Raw genomic sequence first — 23,877 nt, 5'->3', positions numbered from 1 at the left:
CCGATGAGGCCCTCAGCCACACCATCGAAATCAAAGCGCCCGCGCAATAATCTCCTTCATGATCTCATTGGTCCCCGCATAAATCCGCTGCACCCGCGCATCCGCCCAGGCGCGGGCGATCGGGTATTCCCACATGAAGCCGTAGCCGCCGTGCAATTGCACACACTCGTCGAGCACCTTGCATTGCAGGTCCGTGGCCCAGTACTTGGCCATCGCGGCGGTGGGCACGTCGAGCTTGCCCTCCAGGTGCAACGCCAGGCACTTATCGACGAACACGCGGCCGATCTGGATCTCGGTGGCCATCTCCGCCAGTTTGAAGCGGGTGTTCTGGAAGTCGGCAATCGCCTTGCCGAAGGCCTTGCGCTCACGGGTGTAGTCGAGGGTCCATTGCAGCGCCGCTTCGGCTGACGCCAGCGCGCCAATCGCCACGGTCAAGCGCTCCTGGGGCAGCTCCTGCATCAAGTAGGCGAAGCCCATGCCTGCCTGGCCCAGCAGGTTTTCCTTGGGCACACGGACATCCTGGAAGAACAGCTCCGAGGTGTCCTGGGCCTTCATGCCGACCTTCTCCAGGCGCTTGCCCTTGTCGAAGCCCGGCGTAGCGGCCTCCACCAGGAACAGGCTGGTGCCCTTGGCGCCGGCCTTGGGGTCGGTCTTGGCGACCACGATCACCAGATCGGCGAGAAAGCCGTTGGTGATGAAGGTCTTGGAGCCGTTGATCACATACTCATCGCCGTCCAGCACCGCCGTGGTCTTGACCCCTTGCAGGTCGGACCCGGCGCCCGGCTCGGTCATGGCGATGGCCGTGACCTTCTCGCCGGAGATCAATTGGGGCAGGTATTGGTGCTTCAGCGCTTCACTGCCGTAATGCAGGATATACGGCGCGACAATGTCCGAATGCAGGGAGAAGCCGATGCCGGTCAGGCCCAGGCGGCTGATCTCTTCGATCACCACCGCGCTGTAGAGAAAGTCCGCGCCCAGGCCGCCGTACTCCTCCGGCAGATGGGAACACAACATCCCCGCCTCGCCGGCCTTGTTCCACAGCGCACGGTCGATATAGCCCTGCTTCTCCCATTGCGCATGGAACGGCGCAGCGTCTTTTTCAAGGAAGGTACGCACGCTCTGGCGGAAGAGTTCGTGTTCCGGGCTGAACAACGTTCTGGGGATCATGAGGTCACCTGCGTGGATTGTCGGACAAAGACGAACCACAGAGCCTATGCCGCGAAGGCGTCACAGGACACTGGACACATGCGACAAAAAATAAGACGATCCAGCCGTCTGGTGACCACTTTCCCCTATAAGAATAAATGAAATTATGTCTAACCAAATCTCCACGCCCTTGCGGCGCGTCAGCATTTTGGCCATTGATCGGGTGTTCGCTTCCACCCTCATGCAAGCCAAGGATTTCTTCCACCTCGCCAGCCTGCGTTACGGCAAACAACAAGGCTTGGGCCTGACTCCCGCGTTCGAAACGCGCCTGGTCAGCCCCGACGGGCAATCGGTGCGCAGCTTCAGTGATGTGATCATGCCGGTGGACGGCGGCCTGGAAGACGCCGACATCATCGTGCTGCCAGCCTTCTGGGATGACTTCGATGCCCTGAGTACGCGCTACCCGCAAGTGCTGCCGTGGCTGCGCGAACAGCACGCCCGCGGCGCGGTGCTCTGCGGCGAAGCCACCGGGGTGTTCTGGCTGGCCGAAGCCGGGCTGCTCGATGGCAAGGAGGCGACCACCTACTGGCGTTTCTTCACTGCCTTCAGCGAGCGCTTCCCCAAGGTCCAGCTCAACCAGGACAAGCACCTGACCGACGCCGACAACCTGTACTGCGCCGGCGGCACCACCTCGGCCTGCGACCTCTATATCTATCTGATCGAACGCTTCTGCGGCGCCAACATCGCCCAGGCCGTGGCCCGCGATATTCTTTACGAAGTGCAGCGCAACTATTCGCCGGGACGGATCGGTTTCGGCGGGCAGAAGCTGCACCAGGATGTGATCATCCTGCAGATCCAGCACTGGCTCGAAGAGCATTTCGCCGACAAGTTCCGCTTCGAGGACGTGGCCCGGGAGCACGGCATGAGCATCCGCAACTTCATGCGCCGCTTCCAGACCGCCACCGGCGACAAGCCGCTGCATTACCTGCAACGCTTGCGCATCGAGACGGCGAAAGGGCTGCTCTCGGGCAGCCGCAAGAGCATCAAGACCATCAGTTATGAGGTGGGCTACGACGATGCGAGCTTCTTTGCGCGGCTGTTCAGGCAGCACACCGAGCTGTCACCGAACCAGTACCGCCAGCAGTTCCAGCAAGCCGCGTAATCAGGGCTGTACAGAGACAAAATGTGGGAGGGGGCTTGCTCCCGATAGCGGTGTATCAGTCAGTACATCTGGCACTGATACACCGCTATCGGGAGCAAGCCCCTCCCACACTTTTTACTGCGTCGTGCTCAGGGTTTGTGCGCCCGCGACAGGAACTCGTGGGACTGCATCTCCAGCAGGCGGCTCAGGGTGCGCTGGAATTCGAAGTTCAAGCGACCGCCGGTGTAGAGGTCCTTGAGCTCGACTTCCGCCGAGATGATCAACTTGACGTTGCGGTCGTAGAACTCGTCGACCATGTTGATAAAGCGGCGCGCGATGTCGTCGGTGCTGACGCTCATCTGCTCCACGCCACTGAGGATCACGGCGTGGAAGATCTTGCCCAGTTCGATGTAGTCGTTCTGGCTGCGCGGGCCGTCGCACAGTTCGCGGAAGTCGAACCAGGCCACGTCATCGCAGGTACGCAGCGCGATGATTTGGCGGTTTTCGATGATCAACTTGTCGTTTTCCACCGCATGGGTGCATTCCGGCGTGAGGGCGCGGAAGCTTTTGCGCAGGCTATCTTGCGCCGCGTCGTTGAGCGGGAAGTGGAACAACTCCGCTTGCTCCAGGTGCCGCAGGCGGTAATCGACGCCGCTGTCGACGTTGACGATCTCGGTGTTCTGCTTGATCAGCGCAATGGCCGGCAGGAAGCGCGCGCGTTGCAGGCCGTCCTTGTACAGGCCATCGGGCACGATGTTCGAGGTGGCGACCAGGGTCACGCCGTTCTTGAACAGCTCTTCCATCAGGGTGCCAAGGATCATGGCGTCGGTGATGTCGGAGACGAAGAACTCATCGAAGCAGATCACCCGCGCCTCTGCGGAGAACCGCTTGGCGATGATGGTCAACGGGTTTTTCTCGCCCGGCAGGGTTTTCATCTCTTCATGGACGCGCTTCATGAAGCGGTGGAAGTGCGTGCGGACCTTTTCCTTGAACGGCAGCGCTTCGAAGAAGGTGTCCACCAGGTAGGTCTTGCCGCGACCCACGCCGCCCCAGAAGTACAGGCCCTTGACCGGCGTGCGGTCTTTCTTGCCAAACAGCTTGCCGAGCATCCCTGGCTTACTCTGCGAGGCCGCGACCAGGTCTTCGTACAGACGCTGCAAATGACGCACCGCCGTTTCCTGGGCCGCGTCATGGAAGAATTCAGGGCGTTTCAGATCAGCTTGATATCGTTCTAGGGGCGTCATAATTTCGTTAGCAAGGCAACAAAAACGGGCCGTCACTGTAACGACGGCCCCGGATAATGGCAATCAACCCTTGGTCGGGTTAATCCTCGAGGGGGGTCAGCGCAACGCGCAGGGCTTCGATGGCGGCATCGCGCGACGCGGTGTCGGCGAATGGCGCGCTGTCGGCAACAGCAGCGTCGTCCAGCCATACGCTGAAGCTCAGGGCTTCAGGGCGCACGTCCAGCGCGGCGCCGCTTTGCAATTGCTTGGTCACCGCACCAGCCGCCTTGCCGTCGGCAAAGTTGCGCGACAGCAGCAGTTGCTCGCCATCGGCCGCCAACAGGCGGAAGCGGAAGCTGCCGTCGTCTTCGCGGAAACTCACGAAGCGCGCGGCTTTCGCGGCCTTTTTCTTGGTGCTGACCGGCGCCGCGGCCTGGTTGACGAACGAACGCAGGCCAACGGCCTCACGCAGCTCGGCGAGGAACGGCGCGGCCACGGCGCGGGCTTTTTTGGCGCCGATCAGCAGCAGGTCTTCCATGTCCGCCGGGCGCGACATCAATTGGTGGTAACGCTCACGGGCTTCACCCAGTTGCCCGTCCAGCAGTTGGAACAGACGGTTCTTCGCCTCGCCCCAGCCCAGGCCTTGCAGCAACTCGGCGCGGAATTCCTGTTCCTGGGCCTTGCTGGCAAACGCCTGGTACAGGGTGAACAGGTGCGAATTGTCCGGGTCCTTGGCTTCGCCGGGCGCGCGGGAGTCGGTGACGATCCGCGAGATCGCGTCTTTCATGTCCTTGGCGCTGGTGAACAACGGGATGGTGTTGTCGTAGCTCTTCGACATCTTGCGACCGTCCAGGCCCGGCAAGGTGGCGACGCTTTCTTCGATCACCGCCTCGGGCAGGGTGAAGAACTCTTTACCGTTGCCGAACAGGTGGTTGAAGCGCTGACCGATGTCGCGGGCCATTTCCACGTGCTGGATCTGGTCGCGCCCCACCGGCACCTTGTGCGCGTTGAACATCAAAATGTCCGCCGCCATCAGCACCGGGTAGCTGTACAGGCCCATGGTGATGCCCGCATCCGGGTCTTCGCCGTTTTCCACGTTCTTGTCCACCGACGCCTTGTAGGCGTGGGCGCGGTTGAGCAGGCCTTTGGCGGCGACGCAGGTCAGCAGCCAGGTCAGCTCGGGGATCTCGGGAATGTCGGACTGGCGATAGAACGTCACTCGGTTCACATCCAGGCCACCGGCCAGCCAGGTCGCGGCGATTTCCATACGCGAGCGCTGGATGCGCTGCGGGTCATCGCATTTGATCAGGGCGTGGTAGTCGGCCAGGAAGTAGAAGGAGTCGGCATTGGCGTCCTGACTGGCAAGGATCGCCGGGCGGATCGCACCGGCGTAGTTGCCCAGGTGTGGCGTGCCGGTGGTGGTGATGCCGGTGAGGATACGGGTACGAGTCGTCATGGGTAATCGCTTATCAGACTGCTATCAATTCGAGAGGCGCGGCAGCACCAGATCCTTGAGATCGGTGAGCTTGCCATGAAAAAAGTGTCCGCATTCTGCCACTTTCAGCAGCTCATGGGGGCGTTTCAGGGCGGCGGACCAGTCGTAGACGCATTGCGGGTCGACCACTTCGTCGGTTTCCGGCTGGATCAGGGTCAGCGGGCAGTTCTGCGGCAGCAGGTCGGCATCGCCCAGGCGCATCACCGCGGCGGCGACCATGAACAGGTGCGCGAGCTTTTCGCCCTTGGCTTCCAGACGACCGCCGAGGCTGGCGGCGACATAGCCACCAAACGAAAAACCGAGCAAGGTGATCGGCAGGTCGGGGTGTTTCTTGCGCAACCAGGTGGCGGCCGCTTCGGCATCGTCCACTTCACCGCTGGCCATGTCATGGGTGCCGGCGCTGGCACCGACGCCACGGTAATTGAATCGCAAGGTGATCAAACCGGCATCGCGGGCGGTGCGTTGCAGGGTCGAAACAACTTTATTGAGCATGGTCCCACCCTGCACCGGGTTAGGGTGGCAGATCAGCGCCAGGCCACGTGGCGCGGGCTGATCCAGGTACAGGGCTTCCAATTGGCCTACCGGGCCATCGATCAAAACAGGGGTTTCACGCATGAGCAAGGAATGAACTCCGTGACCTCTCAAAGGGTCGACTCGTCTAGCTAAAAGTCTGTGCATGGCATCATTGCGAGCTTAATCGCGGTATACAGCGCAGGTCCGAGCCGTTAACGTAAAGCAAAGCCGTTTATAGAGGAAGGACTCGTGGAACACTCGCTCTTAGTTTGGTTGTTGCCGACTCTTGCCCTGGTTGCCGGTGTCGCCATTGGATTCCTGGTTGCTCGCTTGCTGCCGAATGCCGCGCCTAACCGCACGCAGCGTCAGTTGGATGACATTCAGGAACGTTTTGACAGTTATCAGAACGAGGTTGTTACCCACTTCAACAGCACCGCGACCCTGGTCAAGAAGCTCACCCAGAGCTACCAGGAAGTACAGGATCACCTCGCCGACGGCGCCAACCGCCTGGCGCTCGACGACATCACCCGTCAGCGCCTGCTGGCCGCGCTGCATTCCGATGCACCGCAAACCCCACGGGAACGCCTGACCCCGCCACGGGAAAACCAGGAGCCGCCACGGGACTACGCGCCAAAAACGCCGAACGCCCCTGGCATGCTGGATGAGCATTACGGCTTGAAGAAGTAAGTCTTTTCAGGCGCTGTAAAAAAGCCCGGCTGATCGATGATCAGCCGGGCTTTTTGTTGGGCCTCAATCTCCAGACCAGCGGGGATGCCATTGTGGGAGGGAGCTTGCTCCCGATAGCGGCGGATCAGTTGATATATGGGCTGACTGACACACTGCTATCGGGAGCAAGCGCCCTCCCACACTGACCGAGTCCGGCCCTCAGGACACGGGTTGTTCTTGCAGGTGGCCGCTTTCGATCCGCACATGCCGCCCATGGAAGCGCTTGAGGCTGCTGCGATGGCCGACGCTGACGATGCTCAGTCCCGGCAGCTCATCGATCAACGCCTGGTACAACGTCGCCTCATCCTCTTCATCCATGGCCGATGTCGCTTCGTCCATGTACAGCCACTGCGGTGCGAACAACAACGCACGGGCAAAGGCCAGGCGCTGTTGCTCGCCGGGCGAGAGCATGCGCTGCCAGTGGTTGGCTTCGTCCAGCCGCGCGACCAGATGCGGCAAGCGGCAGGTTTCCAGGACCTGTGCATAACGTTCGTCCATGTACACGCCGTCGTCCTGTGGATAACTCAACGCGGCCTTCAACGTGCCAATCGGCAGATACGGCTTCTGCGGCAGGAACAGGTAACGCGCCGCTGGCAGGCGGATGCTGCCATGGCCCGCCGGCCACAGCTGGCCCATGGCACGCAGCAACGTACTTTTACCGCTGCCGGAACGCCCGCTGAGCATCAGGCGCTGGCCCGGCTCGACGACCATGTCGGCGCCGGCGAGCAAGTGGCGGCCATCGGCCAGGTCCATGCCGAGCTTCTCTACCACCAGGCGCTCGCCTTCCGGGCGCACGTCGATGGCTGCGGGGCGCTGCTCGTTATCGCTCATGGCCTGCTGGAAACTCAGCAGACGATCACTGGTGGCGCGCCAACTGGCCAGCTCCGTGTACGCGCCGATAAACCAGCTGAAGTTCTCCTGGACGTTGCCGAACGCCGAGTTGATTTGCATCAGCTCGCCCAGCTCGATCTTGCCGGCGAAGTAGCGCGGCGCGGCGACGATGAACGGGAAGATGATTGCGATCTGGCTGTAGCCGGCGGTGAAGAAAGTCAGGCGTTTGGACACTTTCATGATGTCCCAGAAGTTATGCCAGACCCGGCCGAAGCGTTGGCTCAAACGGCGATTTTCGTTGGGCTCGCCGTTGTACAAGGCGATGCTCTCGGCGTTCTCGCGGACCCGGACCATCGAGAAGCGCAAATCCGCCTCGAAGCGTTGCTGTTGATTGTTCAGCCCGATCAAGCGACGCCCGATCAGGTGCGTCAGCCAACTGCCCACGGCGGCATAGAGCAATGCACACCAGAACATGTAGCCGGGAATGGTGATACCGAACACTTCGATGCTGCCCGACACACCCCACAGGATGATCGAAAACGACACCAGGCTGACCACATTGCGCAGCAGGCCCAGGCCGAGGCTCAAGCTGCTAGAGGTGAAGTTATTGAGGTCTTCGGAGATCCGCTGGTCCGGGTTATCGGTATAACCGCCCTGCTCCAGCTGGTAGTAGTTTTTGTCGCTGAGCCAGCGTGCGAAGTGTTTTTCGGTCAACCAGGCCCGCCAGCGGATGGTCAGCATCTGGGTCAGGTACAAGCGATAAACCGCACCGAGGATGGCCACCGCAGCAATGCCGCCAAAATAGCCGATCAGTTGCCAGAAGGCCGCCGTGTCCTTATGTTCCAGGGCGTTGTAGAAATCCTTGTACCAGTGGTTGATCCACACGGAGATCGCGACGCTGAACAGCGACAAACCAATCACCGCCAACAACAGCAACCACGCCGTGCCCTTTTCTTCACTGCGCCAATAGGGCGTGATCATCGCCCAGGTTCGGCGAAAAAAGTGCCCACGCACCGCGTCGTTGACCGCGGAATACTCAGCGTTCTGATTCATCGTTCAGGCTCTGTAAGAAAATGTAACAGGCGTTTGAACCGATCATAGACGATCGGTTCAGGGTTCCGTCCAGCTTGAAGCAGATTGTTCAGACTTCGTTCAGCGCCATACCGGACGCTTTGCAGCTTGAAGAGTCAATCGAAAGAGTCAGGGCCTACCTCATAGAGTAAAAACACCCACCCAAAACAGGAACCTTCCCGCGACACAAAACCACATAGGTGACTATTGATACCACATTGAATTACTGGACGCTCTTATGCAGATTGCTCTCCCTCCCATTAATCTCCTCCACCTGCCAACTGAGCCTGCATTACCTTCCGACCGCAACGGTCATCAAGAAGCAAGCGCACATCCGCGCCATAGGCGCTCAATAGATTCCTCCCCACCTAACAATCAAGAAGTGGTGCAGGAAGTCGTACCAAACACCAATTCTTCAAAGGGCGGATACGTCGAAGTCAATGTAAATCCTGATCCAAACAAAGGCATCGGGGTGGGTGAGAAAGCCCCTGAGCCCGTCAACTCTGATTCCAACATCAACGTCGACCCGGTTACACAGGAGATTTCCGGCGCCTTCAAAACAGTTAAAGAAGAAGCCTCTATTTTTCTGAAAAAAAAATTTGCCGAGATGGCGGCACAGGCAGCGACCCCAGCCGAAAAAGAAAAATGGAATATAGATCCCGACAACACCTACCTGATTACGTATGACTACAACACCACCGGGGAAAAACCTTACCCCGCGAAAATCATCAAGCGAATCTCATTGACCGAGGCGCTCATTACCAATGCACAGGACACGCCAACGGGTGCAGGTTACCAAGTACCTTTCTACGCCGGAGGCCCTGAGGTCATCGTTAAACCCGAATTGGAGACACATACCCCTGGCGTCTTCAACTTCGGCAGTCGCTTCAACCCTTACACTGAAAAGGCGGACATCACCCATACCTACCAAGGTATTTACATAGAGTCCTCGGAAGAACCTGCTCCGGTTTACAACGGAGGAAACCAGAGCGCAATCACGCCCGATGAGTTCAAAAAACTGATCTGGAAGGCGGACTATCAAAAGCCCTACGATCAATTCCTGAATGAGTTCTGGAGCAACCACGAGAAGAAGTATCCATTGCTGGCCAAATCGTCGCTTGTCAAAGCCGCCATGAGCCAGCATCAAGAACAAAGCCTCAGTAAGGAAGGCCGTGATCTGGTCATGCGAGCTTCCGGGTTAGCAGGCAACCAGGCGTCGTGGCCGGACATCAAGCTTGAAGACTTACAAAAGAATCCACCAAAGGATCCCGACATTGAAGTTGGGATGCTGAAAGTCGGGAACTTTCAGTCTACCGACCTTATGTACATCACGGACAAAAAGGTCAGGTTTGATGCCAACGGTAAAAAACTCCCACCGCTCACGCTGTTGCATATACCGGGAAACTCTTCCCCCATTCACACCTTCAACGGCCAGACCGAAATGAAAGCATGGTTCGCCGAGCAAATGGCGGACCCCTTCAAACGCGAAGCGATGGCCGGGCACTTCCCGCTCAAAGACAAACCTAACGGCTATGCACAAGCAGGCATAGACGAGACGCTGGCCGGGCTCGGTACCTGGCCTGAAAAACGCGAAACTCCGGGGGGATTACTTTCCTATGATCATCGGGCTTTCAGCGGCTTCTGGGACCCACAAGACTTCATTAAGGCAGAACCCAGTCACTCGCCTTTCGATCCTGAATTCAACACATAAGTGCAACGCTCACCCCTGCATAAACTTCGTACGGCGTCTTCCAGCCCAGGCGTTTTCGCGGGCGTAAATTGATCTTCGTTACCACGCGACTGACCGCCTCGACGGTCAGCTTGCTGAAGTCGCCGCCCTTGGGAAAATACTGCCGGAGCAGGCCGTTGGTATTTTCATTAGTGCCTCGCTGCCAGGATGAATAGGGTTCTGCAAAAAAGACTTGGCACTGGCTCCGATGCGCAATGCGTTCATGCCCGGCAAACTCCTTCCCGTTATCCAGCGTCAGCGTGTGAACAGCATGCCCCTTGAGCAACAGATTGATCGCCCGCGTTACCTGCCGGCGCGTCCTGCGCTTGACCGGATAGGCGCTCAGGTAGCCGCTTTTACGATCAACCAGCGTGACCAGATTGCCGCCTACGCCATGCACCGTGTCACCCTCCCAATCACCTAGACGCTCGCGGGCTTCGACCTCAGCAGGGCGCTCGGTTATCGATACGCGATTACGCAACTGTCCGCGCCGGTCGTGGCTTCCGTAGCGTTTTCGGTACAGCTTCCTGCGGTGCCGCAAATACTTGTATAACTCGCCACCTGCGTGTTTGTCGGTGGCGATAAACCGATAAATCCACTCGTGACTGACCGCGCGCTCCGGCTGCTCTTGCTTCAGGCGCTGAGCAATCTGCTCCGGGCTCATACCGTGTTTTAGCCAGAGCGGCAGATAATGGCTGAACCACGTTAATGGCTTGCAGTGCTTGCGCGCCTGCGCTCGACGGGCATCACTTTCATGGGTCGCAGCAACCGCTTTGTAGGTCTTCTGGGAGCTGTTGCGGCGAACCTCACGACTGATCGTCGAGGGATGTACGCCAACCTGTTTCGCGATGCTTGCCTGGCTTTTTCCGGCGCTCAGACCGGCCTCAATCTGGTAACGTTGGCCCTGAGTCAGCTGCCGGTAATGCGTAGTCATCTGCGCTTGAATCCTTCGGTGTGAGAGCCTGGATTCTACCGGTGGCTGACTCTCTGCCTATCGTTTCAAACGTTGCACTTATTCTATGAATTCAGGGATGAAATCACGACACGTCAGAAAGATCGCTCTTATTCGGATGCCGCGGTGGATATCACCAGTGACAGGGACGTCATCAAGAATAATATTATTTCCGGCTTGGAAAAGGCTGCAAAAGCAGCACTATTCCTGACTCCGCTGGCTTTTGTAATGCCTGAAGTGGCACTGACATTGGATGCATTCTATCTGGCCAGCGGGATAACCGAGGCAGGGATTGGCATTGACGACAAAGTACATGGCAAACCGACTGGCAACCAACGCATCATATTCGGTTTTTTCAACGCCGCGATCGCCGTGCTCCCACATATCGCGAAGACTGGCAAATCGGGGGAGGAAGCCGCCGCTAGCGAAATCAAACCTGGCGAGGAACCCAAACCGAACGAACTGAACCCTGAACATGAGCCGCCTGCTGAAATCGAAGCGGAAGGGGACGCTCCGACTGTCGAAGTCAAAATGGGCGGCCCGATGAAGAATCTGAAAATTGTTGGCAATGAAGTCCATACCTTTGAGGACACTTACAAAGCCGGAAGACGACTCAACATTGTTGCACATGGTTCTAAACCATATCGGCCCGGTACGTTCTTTGGCGAAGACTCAAAAGTTGTGATCGACGGAAAAGGTTACTCACCAAAAAAACTAATAGCCTTATTGAAAAGCAAAGGTATAGATCCAGAAAAATATGACTCTGTACGGCTTATAGTTTGTCATTCAGGCGAAGGGCGTGGAAGCTCGTTCGCTGCAAAATTTCAAAAAGAGATCAATAAGCCCGTCAAGGCTTTTGAGGGAGGGGTGTTCACAAATTTTGGCTCAACCACACTGAAAAACTATCGAGACAAGTACGTCACTCAAATCATGGCGTCAAATCCAAAAATTACGCGTCAAGAGGCTGAGCGCATAGCTGAAGCGAAACTACAAGCCGACCATAATGACTATAGCGTTACAAAAATAAATAAAAACGACGGCCAACCGACCACCATCAATAGCGCTCCGCCGGGAGAGCCCCCAAAATATGAAGATTCTACAGTTGAATATAAACCCGTGTATTTCCCGCCCAAACAGCCATGAGCACTCTTTCTCAACCGAGTGAACATGGAAAACGTGTGCGATATGTATTGAAGGTCGCCAGCCCAAAAATACTCAGCCTTCCATACCTACCCGCAACACAGGATAAAATGCTGAAAACTCAAGTGTTCGAGGCTCAAGCACAGCACGATATCCCGCGTTCTGTTCCTAGGGTTCAGCGCCGTACCGGGCGCTTCTGCAGCTTGCGTTGCAGGGTACGCCGGTGCATGCCCAGCGCGCGGGCGGTGGCCGAGATATTGCCTTCATGCTCGGTCAGCACGCGCTGGATGTGTTCCCACTGCAGGCGGTCCACCGACATCGGGTTTTCCGGCACCAGGGTGTCGAGGTCGGCATGCTCGGAGAGCAAGGCGGCCAGCACGTCGTCGGCGTCCGCCGGTTTGCACAGGTAGTTGCAGGCGCCACGCTTGATGGCTTCGACAGCGGTGGCAATGCTGGAATAACCGGTGAGGATCACCACACGCATTTCCGGATCGAGTTCGAGCAGCTTGGGCAGCAGCACCAGGCCGGAGTCGCCGTCCATTTTCAGGTCGAGCGCGGCGTAGTCCGGCAGGTCGGCCTGGGCGATGCTCAGGCCCTCTTCCGCGGAGCCCGCGGTGCTGACGCGGAAACCGCGACGGCTCATGGCACGCGCCATGACGCGGGTAAAGGTAGCGTCATCATCTACCAGCAACAGGTGCGGCAGTTCTTCGCCTTCGACTTGGATCTCATCACTCATCGATATCTCCTCGTGCGACACGGGGCAGGCGCAGCTCGGTGAGCGTGCCGCCTTCCTCATGACTATAGAGCTTCACTGAGCCGCCCGCGCGGGTCACGCTGGCCTTGCTCAAAAACAGGCCGAGGCCGAAGCCTTTGCCCTTGGTGGTAAAGAAAGGTTTACCGATCTGCTCGGCAATAGCCAGCGGCACGCCTGCGCCGTGGTCACGAATGCTGATGGTGAGGTTTTCCGTGTCCCAGTCCAGCTGCACTTCCAGGCCTTCGGGGCAGGCATCGGCGGCATTGTTCAACAGGTTGAGCAGGGCTTGGGTCAGGTCCGGCGGCGGCGCCATGCGCGGCACGCTGCCCTGCCCCAGCAGGTGGAAACGGTAACTGGCTTCGGGACGCATCAGGTGCCAGCGGTTCAAGGCTTCGTCGAGCCACTGGGTCACGTCCTGCATCTCCACCGCCAGGCGGCGGTTGGCTTCGGCGGCGCGCACCAGTTGCTGCAAGGTTTGCTTGCACTGCTTGACCTGTTCGCGCAGCACGCCGAGGTCTTCTTGCAGCGCCGGATCGTGATGGTCCTGGGTCATTTCGTTGAGCAGCACGCTCATGGTCGCCAGGGGCGTGCCCAACTCATGGGCCGCACCGGCGGCCTGGGTCGCGACGGCCAGCAGTTGCTGGTCGCGCAGGCCTTCTTCGCGGCGGATGGCGCGCAATTCTTCCTGGCGGCGCAGTTCTTCGGCCATGCGCGCGGCAAAAAAGGTGATGACTGCCGCGGACAGCGCGAAGCTCAGCCACATCCCGTAGATCTGCAGGTTTTCCCGGGCGATGGGGAACGTCTGCAACGGGTAGAACTGCGCCAGCAGCAAGGTGTACAGGGTCAGGGCAATGCCGGAGAGTATCACCGAGTAGCGCCACGGCAAGGTCACGGCCGCGATGGTCAAGGGCACCAGGTAATACGAAACGAACGGATTGGTGGAACCACCGGAGAAATACAGCAACACACTGTGGATAAACAGGTCGCAGGCCAACTGCAGGGCGTATTCCAGCTCGGTCACCGGCCAGGTGGTACGCAACCGGATGGCGGTAAACGCACACAACACGGTGGAAAAACCCAGGGTCACGCTCAGTTGCAGCCACGGCAGCGGCAGCAGGTCGAACCAATAGGCAAGCCCGACGGAACCGGCCTGCGCGGCCAATACCAAGGTGCGAATGAACGTCAGGCGCCAGAGGTTCTGGCGGGTGGCGGAAGTCAGTTTTACGGCGGCGAGCATGAGCTCTCCCGGTGAGCGCTGCAGGCGGATCGGCAGGAGTATAAACGAAGCCGACCGGCAGACACGGCGCGTGTGGCTCTTTGACGCAGGCGCGCTGAATGACCGTTCGTCGGCACTGCGACAACTTGTAGTGAATGTGTAAACCCGAAGAACCCGGCACCACCGTCTACAGTCATACCGATACGAACAATCCAAGGAGCTTCCATGTCCCGTTTCATTCGCAACGCAGCCGCTCTCACCCTCAGCGCCAGCACCCTGGCCAGCCTCCCGGCCGTCGCCGCCGATGAGTTGCATTACAACCAGATCGCCCTGCGCGCCGAAGTCAGCCAGGAAGTGGCCCGCGACAAGATGATCGTGACGCTCTATACCGAATCCCAGAACGCCGACCCCGCCAAGCTCGCCGCCGACATCACCACCACCATGAACCAGGCCCTGGGCCAGGCCCGCGAAGTCAAGGCCGTGACCCTGCGTCAGGGCAGCCGCAACAGCTACCCGATCTACGACAATAAGAATCAGAAGATCACCGGTTGGCGTGAACGCGCCGAACTGCGCCTGGAGAGCGCAGACTTCCCGGCGCTGTCCAAGCTCACCGGCGAGTTGCTCAACACCCTGAAAATGCAAAACATGGAATTCGCCATCGCTGACACCACGCGCAGGTCCAGCGAAGACGCCCTGCTCAAGGACGCGGTCAGCGCATTCAAGGCTCGCGCCCAACTGGCCACCGATGCGTTGGGCGGCAAGGGTTATAAGATCGTCAACCTGAACTTCAACACCAATGGTTATCCACAACCTTACGCACGCGGCGGGATGATGATGAAAGCCGCCATGATGGATTCGGCGCCGACGCCGGAAGTGGAAGCCGGTACCAGTCAGGTAAGCATGAGTGCCGATGGGGTGATCGAAGTCCTGCAATAAGCCTTTTGAAGCACACGAAAACGGCGCGGCCCCGAAGGGCTTGCGCCGTTTTTTTTGGACGGTCGATCAGCCATGGGAATGGAGCCGAGGCAGGCGTGACCTGAAGCAGACACAACCGCAGCCAACCCGCTCAAAGCAAGGGACGTGATGATGGTTCGAATCACTTTAACGTAGGATTTTTTCAGAATACTGCAAGCCTTTCTTTAATACAGACGTCTAGCACGAGCCCCATGCAATGACGTGGAACTGTTCAGTCTTATATAACCACCTATTTTCATCATTCTCCCAACCTAGATTAAGAAGTTACGCAACAGCCCATAACAGAGGTCAATTTCACGTCTGACTTAATTTCCCGCCCGCCGATTAATCCGGGCTTAATTCGGGCATATGCGTTTCGAAAAACGAACAGTGTTTATGAACTTCACGCCTACATCGAGCCGATCATGAATATCAATCCGTTCCTCCAGCCACCCTCGTTAATCCCCCCACTCTCCGTACAAAGTCGTCACGCCAGGTCGATTAATGACTCATCCGCTCCACAAAAAAAATGGTCGGGAGAGGAGAGTGAGCCAGAGTCAAAAAAGACAGGGGTTGAACAAAAACCGATTGCAACCTCTTCCCCTGATCCGGAACTTGAGGCCCGCACGACCACCATTTATGGGTCAACCACCGTTTCCGCCCCCAACGCGAACTACACACTTACGCAACGAGAACAGCGTATCGACGGCTATGCCAATCGCGTAAATACGCAGATTGGCCAAATAGAAAACGGTAGCGAAGGTGAAAGAAATATCAAATTCCAGCGCGCGCGCCAGTTTATGGAACCCGCAGGATACTTTAGTGGTGGTTTATTATCCGCCGGCTACGACCCGCACGAAAAGTTCACGGTGACGTTCAGCTCTTATACAGGCAAGGGGAAACCCGAGACATTGACCAACACTCAAAAGCGCACTTACTTTGCGTGGGAAATTGCTGCGGGCTCTCTTGCGCACGATAAAGTCCAACGTGGCGGCCCGATCAACTTCCAAGAAATGGAAATCGCGTCAAGCGACCGGGGTAAAATCAATAATCTGGAATCCGTCGGCCAGACACTCCAAGATCATTGGGAAAATGAAATAGCCAGCTCGATGCGGGACGCTTCCGGCATCCTGGCAAAACGCTCCGGAAAAGCGGACGCCTATGTATTGAAGGGAACCTTGCAGAGCCTGTCCAACGACAGTGAAAGTTTTAAACTGTTAAGCCCCGAAGCTCAAACCGCCATCAAACGCACGCTTGAGCAAAATGGACAAGTCATCGTCCCCAACATTTACGGCTACCCAATGGCGGGGTATGCATTTATTCCTTACACGCCCTACGACGGTAATTATGAGCACAGACCCAACAAGGGTGTGATGGTCGACTTGAAGAACGGTGCCGCCCACGAAATAAAAGGCGATGATGATTTCGCCAACTGGGCCAAAAGCAATCGTGACAACTTGCAAAAAAGTTTCAATGCCCGCGACAGACAAGGCGGCATAGATGCACATTGGCCCAAGGCGGGGGAAGTACTCGATAACTTGATTGAGGGTAATCACGCCAACTACCCAGGTTATCAAAACCTCGTCAAGGATCAAGCCATACCAGTTCGCGAGGTATTTAATTACACGCGATCACGAGGTAGCGACTATCATTTGAAATATGGCAACCTCAATGACAGCATTGCTACCAGCTACCAAGACTTAAATGCCAAGAATGCGGTATGGAGTGACCAAACCCAAGTATTTGGCTCCTCACAACAAGGTTGGAAGGGTGCGAAAGATTTTTGGGGCAATACCTTCGGCTACGTTCCCGTCCTGGGCAACGTAGGTATTATTGCCTTCGGCATACATGACGGCATCTATGGCATGACGGCGCAGGATCGCGTTGGCGGCAATGCCGCGGCGGTTATATCCAGCCTGCAACTTGCACATGAACTTACACCGATCGGGATAGAAGCCGGGCTGGGCGAAAATACCGGCACCGCGGCTATCGGCCTGAATTACAACTGGCGATACAACGCAGCGACAAGCGATTTTGAGTTGGTGCGGGCCCCCGAACTTCCATCTACCGCAAATCAAGCTCCCGTTTCAATGGGAGGCGCGCCTGAAGTAAACGTAAATCCAGCGCCGCCTCCGTCAGCCTCCTTTCCGGGTATGCAAGAGGTGGAGTTTAACGGGAGAAAATACTTCGCCAGCAATACGCCGGACGCCGGGGATGGGGCGCATTACATACTGCGTGTTCAGCACCCAGAAGATCCGTCCAAGCTGGCCAATAGCGGCATTATTGCCAAGCCTGATGAGGCGGGCGTCTGGAAAAACAAAGGCGATGCGGGTCACCCACAGTTACCGCCGAGCGACGACGCTCAGAATGGAATTCCGCCAATCAACCGGTTGCGCCCCAGCCAGTCGGGGGACATCAGCAAATATGCGCTGCCCAATGGCGAGAAACTCATTGAGAACGCAGTGCCCAACACCAAAGGCATTTATCAGGCCACCGACGAAAAACGCTGGTTCATCCGCTATGCCGACGATACGGGTTTGCAAAAAGTGTATGAGATCAGAAGTGATTTCAAACTCAGTGATAACTATGTCCAGATCATTGACCCCAATACCAGGAAGCCTGTATTGACCGTATATGCCAACGGTGACGGACAGTGGTCCACCGCCAGAGGCCAAGGTGGCTGGCCTTGGAATCGCGCCCCTTCGTCCCCTCCCACAGAGGCTGCCAAGATACCGCCAAAACTTTCGGATGGATTCGAAGCGTTGGGCGATCCCAAGACAAGTGGTGCCGATAAGTTTGACGAAGTCTTTAACTACAACAACGACACCACCTACCAACAATCCGTCAGCAATTATAAAGAAGGGGACGTACTTAAACGTAAACTCAATATTTCCTGGACCGTCGACGAAGACAACTTCGAAGTTTATTCCAGCGAAAAGTCGCAGCCTAATGAGTACAGTACAACGCCCTACTCGCCAAACTTCCTGAAGGACTTGAACCGCGACCATTACAGCGTAAGGATAAAACAACCAGACGGTTATACGACCGTGGAGCTGGATGCCTCAGGCAGCGCGGATGGTGAAACGCTGCGCCAGCGACTCAAGCAGTTCGAAGAGGCCATCCCCGACCCGCTCTTACGCTCGCGCATATCTGAAGTGGCTCATCAGGGCAGTGTCGCTCCCACATCGGTCGAGTTAAAAATGAACCAACTGCAAGAGCATGTCGGCTTCAAAGGCAAGGACACCCATTACATCATCACCTACGATCCAGAAACAAATACGGCCAAGGTTCAATTTGACGCGAAAATGACATTACTCGATCTGGATAAAGATGCGGCTGAAATTCCCAATATGGAGGTCAGCGCACAACGCACCTTCGAGATTGCTGAATCCAACGAACTGGACCCAGACGCAAATCCTTACGCCATCAATAAAAAGGCCCCCTTCACCCTGACCGCCTCGAGTATCGTCGAGGTGAAATAACACCGGCGACTTTCTGATAACACGTAACGGCGGTAACCTCGGTGACCGCCGTTTTTTCGTGCGCGCAGCTTTATATGCCTGCCACTTCAGGGGTCTCCATGGAAAGAACCATCTTCAAACCGCTGCTCCTCGCCGCCGGCCTGCTGGCCTTTATGCCCATGGCCCAGGCGGCCAGCACCCTGGTCTACTGCTCCGAAGCCAGCCCCGCCGGCTTCGACCCCAGCCAGTACACCAGCGGCACCGATTTCGATGCCTCCGCCGAAACCGTGTTCAACCGCCTGACCCAGTTCAAGCGCGGCGGCACCGAGGTCGAACCCGGGTTGGCGACCCGTTGGGAGGTCTCCAACGACGGTCTGACGTACACCTTCCATCTGCGTGACGGCGTCAAGTTCCACACCACCGATTTCTTCACGCCCACCCGCGACTTCAACGCCGATGACGTGTTGTTCACCTTCAACCGCCTGCTGGATGCCGACAGCCCGTTTCGCAAGGCCTACCCGTCCGAGTCGCCGTATTTCACCGACATGGGTTTGAACACCACGATCAAAAGCGTCGACAAACTGGACGAGCACACCGTGCGCTTCAGCCTGAACAACGTCGATGCCTCGTTCGTACAGAACCTGGCGATGAGTTTCGCCTCGGTGCAATCGGCCGAGTACGCCGCGCAACTGCTGAAGACCGGCAACGCCGCAGACATCAACCAAAAACCGGTGGGCACCGGGCCTTTCGTGTTCAAGCGTTACCAAAAGGACTCGCAGATTCGCTACGTCGCCAATAAACAGTATTGGAAACCCGAGGATGTGAAGCTCGACAACCTGGTGTTCGCGATCACCCCGGACGCCGCGTCGCGCCTGCAGAAACTCAAGGCCGGCGAATGCCAGGTCAGCGGTTACCCGCGCCCTGCCGACATCGAGGTGATGAAACAAGACCCCAACCTGCGCGTGTTGCAGCAAGCAGGGTTCAACCTGGGTTTTCTGGCCTACAACGTGACGCATCCGCCGCTGGATCAACTCAAGGTGCGCCAGGCCCTGGACATGGCCATCGATAAACCGGCGATCATCAAGGCCGTGTACCAGAGCGCCGGGCAACTGGCGCAGAACGCCTTGCCTCCGGCGCAGTGGTCTTATGACCCGACGATCAAGGATGCCCCGTTCGACCCGGCCAAAGCGCGGGCGCTACTAAAAGAAGCAGGGGTTGCACCCGGTACGACCATCAACTTGTGGGCGATGACCGTACAACGCGCGTCCAATCCGAATGCGCGAATGTCGGCACAAATGATCCAACAGGATTGGGCCAACATCGGCATCAAGGCCAACATCGTCAGCTATGAGTGGGGCGAATACATCAAGCGCGCCAAGAATGGCGAGCACGATGCGATGATTTACGGCTGGACCGGCGACAACGGCGACCCGGATAACTGGCTCGGCGTGCTCTACAGCTGTGCCGCGGTGAAGGGCAGCAACTACGCCAAATGGTGTAACCCGGCCTACGACAAGCTGGTGCAACAGGCCAAGGTCAGCAGCGACCGCGAGCAGCGCATCAAGTGGTATCAGCAGGCACAAAAAATCCTTAAAGAACAAGTACCTATAACGCCTATTGCGAACTCGACGGTTTTCCAGCCACTTCGCAAGGAAGTGCGGGACTTCAAAATCAGCCCCTTTGGCCTGACGCCGTTCTACGGCGTGAGTCTCGATAAGTAACAGCAACGCCCCAATCGAGTGCATAACACGCCTCGGTTGGGCCTTTTTGGTGCTCGTGCGGCACCGAAAAAGCCCTCCAAATGTACGCATTTATGTCGAAACTTTCATATTTGCGACATTCCTGTACGTTCGTACCACTCTTTCATCCTTGCAACCGTTCAGCATCTTGCAATGGGTATGGCCCCTGCATAAGTATCCGCAGGCCGACTCACGAGGTCGCCCTCACTACCAAAAATGACAACAAATCATGAGGCCAACATGCTTAAACACGCAGTCATTCCGTTACTTGTTAGCGCTGGCCTTATGGCCGCAGCGCCTTTCGCCCAAGCGGCGACTAACCTGGTGTTCTGCTCCGAAGGGAGCCCGGCCGGTTTTGATCCAGGCCAGTACACCACCGGAACAGACTTCGATGCTTCGGCCGAAACCATGTTCAACCGTCTGAGCCAGTTCGAACGTGGCGGCACCGCCGTCGTTCCTGGCCTGGCCACCAGCTGGGACGTGTCCCCGGATGGCCTGACGTACACCTTCCACCTGCGCGAAGGCGTCAAGTTCCACACCACCCCGTACTTCAAGCCCACTCGCGAGTTCTCGGCCGACGACGTATTGTTCACCTTCAACCGGATGATCAACAAAGACGATCCGTTCCGTAAGGCCTACCCCACCGAGTTCCCGTACTTCACGGACATGGGGATGGACACCAACATCAAGAACATCGAGAAAGTCGATGCCCACACCGTCAAGTTCACCCTTGGCACCGTGGACGCCGCCTTCATCCAGAACCTGGCGATGAGCTTCGCGTCGATCCAGTCGGCCGAGTACGCCGCGCAACTGCTGAAAAACGGCACGCCGCAGGACATCAACCAGAAACCTGTCGGCACCGGCCCGTTCGTGTTCAAGAGCTACCAGAAAGACTCGAACATTCGTTACACCGGCAACAAGGACTACTGGAAACCTGAAGACGTGAAGATCGACAACCTGATCTTCGCCATCACCACCGACCCGTCGGTACGTATCCAGAAGCTCAAGAAAAACGAATGCCAGATTACCCTGTTCCCCCGTCCGGCCGACCTCAAGGCACTGGGCGACGACAAGGACTTGAAACTGCCGCACCAGGCTGGTTTCAACCTGGGCTACATCGCCTACAACGTCATGCCGGTGCTCAAGGGCCAGACCGCGCCTAACCCGCTGTCCGACCTGCGCGTGCGCCAGGCGCTGGACATGGCGGTGAACAAGCAGCAGATCATCGACTCCGTGTACCAGGGCGCGGGCCAATTGGCGGTCAACGCCATGCCGCCGACCCAGTGGTCCTACGACACCACCATCAAAGATGCCCCGCACGACGTGGCCAAAGCCAAGGAACTGCTCAAGGAAGCCGGGATCAAGGACGGCACCGAGATCACCCTGTGGGCCATGCCGGTCCAGCGTCCGTACAACCCGAACGCCAAGCTGATGGCCGAGATGCTGCAGAACGACTGGAAACAGATCGGCCTGAAGGTCAACATCGTCAGCTACGAATGGGGCGAGTACATCAAGCGTTCCAAAGGCGGTGAGAACCAGGCCATGATCATTGGCTGGAGCGGCGACAATGGGGACCCGGACAACTGGCTGAACGTACTGTTCGGCTGCGATTCGCTGGCCGGTAACAACTTCTCCAAATGGTGCGACAAGAAATTCGACGGCATCGTGAAAGAAGCCAAGGCCACCTCGGATGTGGCCAAACGCACCGAGCTGTATAAGCAGGCGCAACATATCCTCAAAGATGCAGTCCCGATGACACCTATCGCGCACTCGACGGTGTATCAACCCATGCGCAACACCGTACAGGACTTCAAGATCAGCCCGTTTGGCCTGAACTCCTTCTACGGCGTGAGCGTCAGCGGCAAGTAAGGACCAATCGCGGCGACGTTTCATAACGTCGCCGTTATTGCATCCGCCAGGCCAGTAGGAAACAGACCACATTCGCGCTCGCTGCCGTCCTACGGCAATGAACTTCGATTCGCGGCTCCGTTGCCTACAAGGTCAGTCAGATTTTGCGCATTTACTGCGAAGTCCTCGACCCCTAACGTCGTAGGACAGCAGAGGCTCCAATCTGATGGGCACTTGCTGTGCGTGGAATCAGTGATGTCCCCCTGGCCGTATGCCGGGGGGATTGCTCGCTGATGACAACTACAAACAAGGATCGGGATCGTCATGCGCCATACCACCGTTCTATCCGCAATTTTTGGTACCAGCCTGCTGGCTGTGGCCACGATGGGCCACGCCGCCGAAAAAAAGAGCCTGGTGTTTTGCTCTGAAGGCAGCCCGGCGGGCTTTGACACCGCGCAGTACACCACCGCCACCGACAACGATGCGGCCGAGCCGCTGTACAACCGCCTGGTTGAGTTTGAAAAGGGCGCGACCAGCGTCGTACCGGGGCTGGCAACCAAGTGGAATATTTCGCCAGATGGCCTGACCTACACCTTCCACCTGCGCGAAGGGGTGAAATTCCACAGCAATAAAGAGTTCAAGCCCACGCGGGACTTCAACGCCGACGACGTGTTGTTCACTTTCAACCGCATGCTTGACCCCGACCATCCGTTTCGCAAGGCCTACCCCACCGAGTTTCCATACTTCAACGGGATGAGCCTGAACAAGAACATCGCCAAGGTCGAGAAAACCGACCCGCACACCGTGGTGATGACACTGAACACGGTCGACGCGGCGTTCGTGCAAAATATCGCCATGAGCTTTGCCTCCATTCTGTCGGCCGAATACGCCGAGCAGTTGCTCAAGCAGGGCAAGCCCAGCGACATCAACCAGAAGCCGATCGGCACTGGCCCGTTCGTCTTCCAGCGCTACCAGAAAGACTCGCAGATCCGTTACGCCGGCAACAAACAGTACTGGGACCCGAGCCGGGTCAAGCTCGACCAGTTGATCTTCGCCATCAACACCGACGCGTCGGTGCGGGTGCAAAAGCTCAAGGCCGGCGAATGCCAGATCACCCTGCATCCGCGTCCGGCGGATGTCGACGCTCTCAAGGCCGACCCCAAGCTGCAACTGCTGACCAAGCCAGGTTTCAACCTCGGCTACATCGCCTACAACGTGCGCCACAAACCGTTCGACCAGCTCGAAGTGCGCCAGGCGCTGGACATGGCGGTGAACAAGCAGAGCATCCTCAACGCCGTGTACCAGGGCGCGGGGCAACTGGCGGTCAACGCCATGCCACCGACGCAGTGGTCTTACGACGACAGCATCAAAGACGCCGCCTACAACCCGGAAAAAGCCAAGGAACTGCTCAAGGCCGCCGGCGTGAAGGAAGGCACCGAGATCACCCTGTGGGCGATGCCGGTACAACGGCCGTACAACCCCAACGCCAAGCTGATGGCCGAGATGCTGCAGAACGACTGGGCCAAGATCGGCCTCAAGGTCAAGATCGTCAGCTACGAGTGGGGCGAGTACATCAAGCGCACCAAGAACGGTGAGCACGATATCAGCCTGATCGGCTGGACCGGCGACAACGGCGACCCGGACAACTGGTTGGGCACCCTCTACAGCTGCGACGCCATCGGCGGGAACAACTACTCCATGTGGTGCGACCCGGCATACGACAAGCTGATCAAGCAAGCCAAGGTCGTCACCGACCGCGAACAACGGACTGTTCTGTACAAACAGGCACAGCAACTGCTCAAAGCGCAGGTGCCGATCACACCAGTCGCCCACTCGACGGTCAACCAGCCGTTAAGCGCCAAAGTCGAAGGTTTCCAAGTGAGCCCCTTCGGCCGCAACGTGTTCTCGGGCGTCAGTATCACCCCATAAGAAAATAAC

General features: G+C 57.6%; 17 protein-coding genes. 9 read left to right on the top strand and 8 right to left on the bottom strand.

Going from position 1 to position 23,877, the window contains the following annotated elements; translation table 11 throughout:
• Window positions 1–30: 30 nt before the first annotated feature.
• A complete protein-coding gene (locus RGV59_RS10165) occupies window positions 31–1,167 on the bottom strand; it encodes an acyl-CoA dehydrogenase family protein (protein ID WP_017845424.1) in 1,137 nt (378 codons plus the stop codon).
• A 220-nt stretch (window positions 1,168–1,387) separates the two neighbouring features.
• Between RGV59_RS10165 and RGV59_RS10160 the strand changes: the two genes are divergently transcribed.
• Entirely contained in the window at window positions 1,388–2,308 is a 921-nt protein-coding gene (locus RGV59_RS10160) for a GlxA family transcriptional regulator (RefSeq protein WP_169850558.1), read from the top strand.
• A gap of 128 nt (window positions 2,309–2,436) precedes the next feature.
• Here the strand turns inward: RGV59_RS10160 and zapE are convergent, their stop codons facing one another.
• From zapE to RGV59_RS10145, 3 genes are all read right to left on the bottom strand, one after another.
• A complete protein-coding gene (zapE, locus tag RGV59_RS10155; RefSeq protein ID WP_026139826.1) occupies window positions 2,437–3,531 on the bottom strand; it encodes a cell division protein ZapE in 1,095 nt (364 codons plus the stop codon).
• Window positions 3,532–3,610: 79 nt separating this feature from the next.
• The gene (locus RGV59_RS10150) at window positions 3,611–4,966 is read right to left on the bottom strand and encodes a tryptophan--tRNA ligase (protein ID WP_017845427.1); all 1,356 of its coding nucleotides are present in this window, start codon (window positions 4,964–4,966) and stop codon (window positions 3,611–3,613) included.
• Window positions 4,967–4,990: 24 nt separating this feature from the next.
• Window positions 4,991–5,620 carry an alpha/beta hydrolase gene (locus tag RGV59_RS10145; protein ID WP_026139827.1) on the bottom strand — a complete coding sequence of 210 codons (630 nt, stop codon included), beginning with the start codon at window positions 5,618–5,620 and terminating at the stop codon, window positions 4,991–4,993.
• A gap of 147 nt (window positions 5,621–5,767) precedes the next feature.
• Between RGV59_RS10145 and RGV59_RS10140 the strand changes: the two genes are divergently transcribed.
• Window positions 5,768–6,205: a YhcB family protein gene (locus tag RGV59_RS10140; RefSeq protein ID WP_003171734.1), complete on the top strand. Its 438-nt coding sequence runs from the start codon at window positions 5,768–5,770 to the stop codon at window positions 6,203–6,205.
• Between the two features lie 198 nt (window positions 6,206–6,403).
• On the opposite strand, the gene RGV59_RS10135 is transcribed toward RGV59_RS10140, so the two are convergent.
• Window positions 6,404–8,128, bottom strand: a complete 1,725-nt coding sequence (locus RGV59_RS10135) for an ABC transporter ATP-binding protein/permease (protein ID WP_126585803.1) — start codon at window positions 8,126–8,128, stop codon at window positions 6,404–6,406.
• Between the two features lie 256 nt (window positions 8,129–8,384).
• Here RGV59_RS10135 and RGV59_RS10130 point away from each other — a divergent pair, with 256 nt between their 5' ends.
• Window positions 8,385–9,857: a dermonecrotic toxin domain-containing protein gene (locus tag RGV59_RS10130; RefSeq protein WP_322246942.1), complete on the top strand. Its 1,473-nt coding sequence runs from the start codon at window positions 8,385–8,387 to the stop codon at window positions 9,855–9,857.
• On the opposite strand, the gene RGV59_RS10125 is transcribed toward RGV59_RS10130, so the two are convergent.
• On the bottom strand, window positions 9,847–10,809 hold the full coding sequence (locus tag RGV59_RS10125) for an IS30-like element ISPsme1 family transposase (protein WP_017846754.1): 963 nt from the start codon (window positions 10,807–10,809) through the stop codon (window positions 9,847–9,849). The genes RGV59_RS10130 and RGV59_RS10125 overlap by 11 nt on opposite strands.
• A gap of 144 nt (window positions 10,810–10,953) precedes the next feature.
• Between RGV59_RS10125 and RGV59_RS10120 the strand changes: the two genes are divergently transcribed.
• The gene (locus tag RGV59_RS10120) at window positions 10,954–11,970 is read left to right on the top strand and encodes a hypothetical protein (RefSeq protein ID WP_322246941.1); all 1,017 of its coding nucleotides are present in this window, start codon (window positions 10,954–10,956) and stop codon (window positions 11,968–11,970) included.
• 172 nt (window positions 11,971–12,142) lie between these two features.
• Here the strand turns inward: RGV59_RS10120 and RGV59_RS10115 are convergent, their stop codons facing one another.
• Both RGV59_RS10115 and RGV59_RS10110 read right to left on the bottom strand, forming a co-directional pair.
• The gene (locus tag RGV59_RS10115; protein ID WP_004372278.1) at window positions 12,143–12,703 is read right to left on the bottom strand and encodes a response regulator transcription factor; all 561 of its coding nucleotides are present in this window, start codon (window positions 12,701–12,703) and stop codon (window positions 12,143–12,145) included.
• Window positions 12,696–13,958, bottom strand: a complete 1,263-nt coding sequence (locus tag RGV59_RS10110) for an ATP-binding protein (protein ID WP_017845431.1) — start codon at window positions 13,956–13,958, stop codon at window positions 12,696–12,698. The genes RGV59_RS10115 and RGV59_RS10110 overlap by 8 nt, the downstream gene beginning before the upstream one ends.
• A gap of 204 nt (window positions 13,959–14,162) precedes the next feature.
• On the opposite strand from RGV59_RS10110, the gene RGV59_RS10105 reads away from it, so the two are divergent.
• The 5 genes from RGV59_RS10105 (at window position 14,163) to RGV59_RS10085 (ending at window position 23,868) form a co-directional block, all read left to right on the top strand.
• Entirely contained in the window at window positions 14,163–14,873 is a 711-nt protein-coding gene (locus RGV59_RS10105; RefSeq protein WP_017845432.1) for an SIMPL domain-containing protein, read from the top strand.
• 818 nt (window positions 14,874–15,691) lie between these two features.
• Window positions 15,692–18,373, top strand: coding sequence for a hypothetical protein (locus RGV59_RS10100; protein WP_126585821.1), 2,682 nt, complete (start codon window positions 15,692–15,694; stop codon window positions 18,371–18,373).
• Between the two features lie 98 nt (window positions 18,374–18,471).
• Window positions 18,472–20,073 carry an ABC transporter substrate-binding protein gene (locus tag RGV59_RS10095; protein WP_046384705.1) on the top strand — a complete coding sequence of 534 codons (1,602 nt, stop codon included), beginning with the start codon at window positions 18,472–18,474 and terminating at the stop codon, window positions 20,071–20,073.
• A 258-nt stretch (window positions 20,074–20,331) separates the two neighbouring features.
• The gene (locus RGV59_RS10090) at window positions 20,332–21,960 is read left to right on the top strand and encodes an ABC transporter substrate-binding protein (protein WP_026139828.1); all 1,629 of its coding nucleotides are present in this window, start codon (window positions 20,332–20,334) and stop codon (window positions 21,958–21,960) included.
• A gap of 363 nt (window positions 21,961–22,323) precedes the next feature.
• Complete coding sequence (locus tag RGV59_RS10085) at window positions 22,324–23,868, top strand: ABC transporter substrate-binding protein (protein WP_371918420.1); 1,545 nt, start codon at window positions 22,324–22,326, stop codon at window positions 23,866–23,868.
• The last annotated feature ends 9 nt before the right edge of the window (window positions 23,869–23,877 follow it).

This window comes from Pseudomonas sp. FG1, assembly GCF_034313875.1.
GTDB classification, from domain to species: Bacteria; Pseudomonadota; Gammaproteobacteria; order Pseudomonadales; family Pseudomonadaceae; genus Aquipseudomonas; species Aquipseudomonas veronii.
The sequence above is the reverse complement of the archived record's forward strand: the minus strand, read 5'-3'. Positions and strand labels throughout refer to the sequence as shown.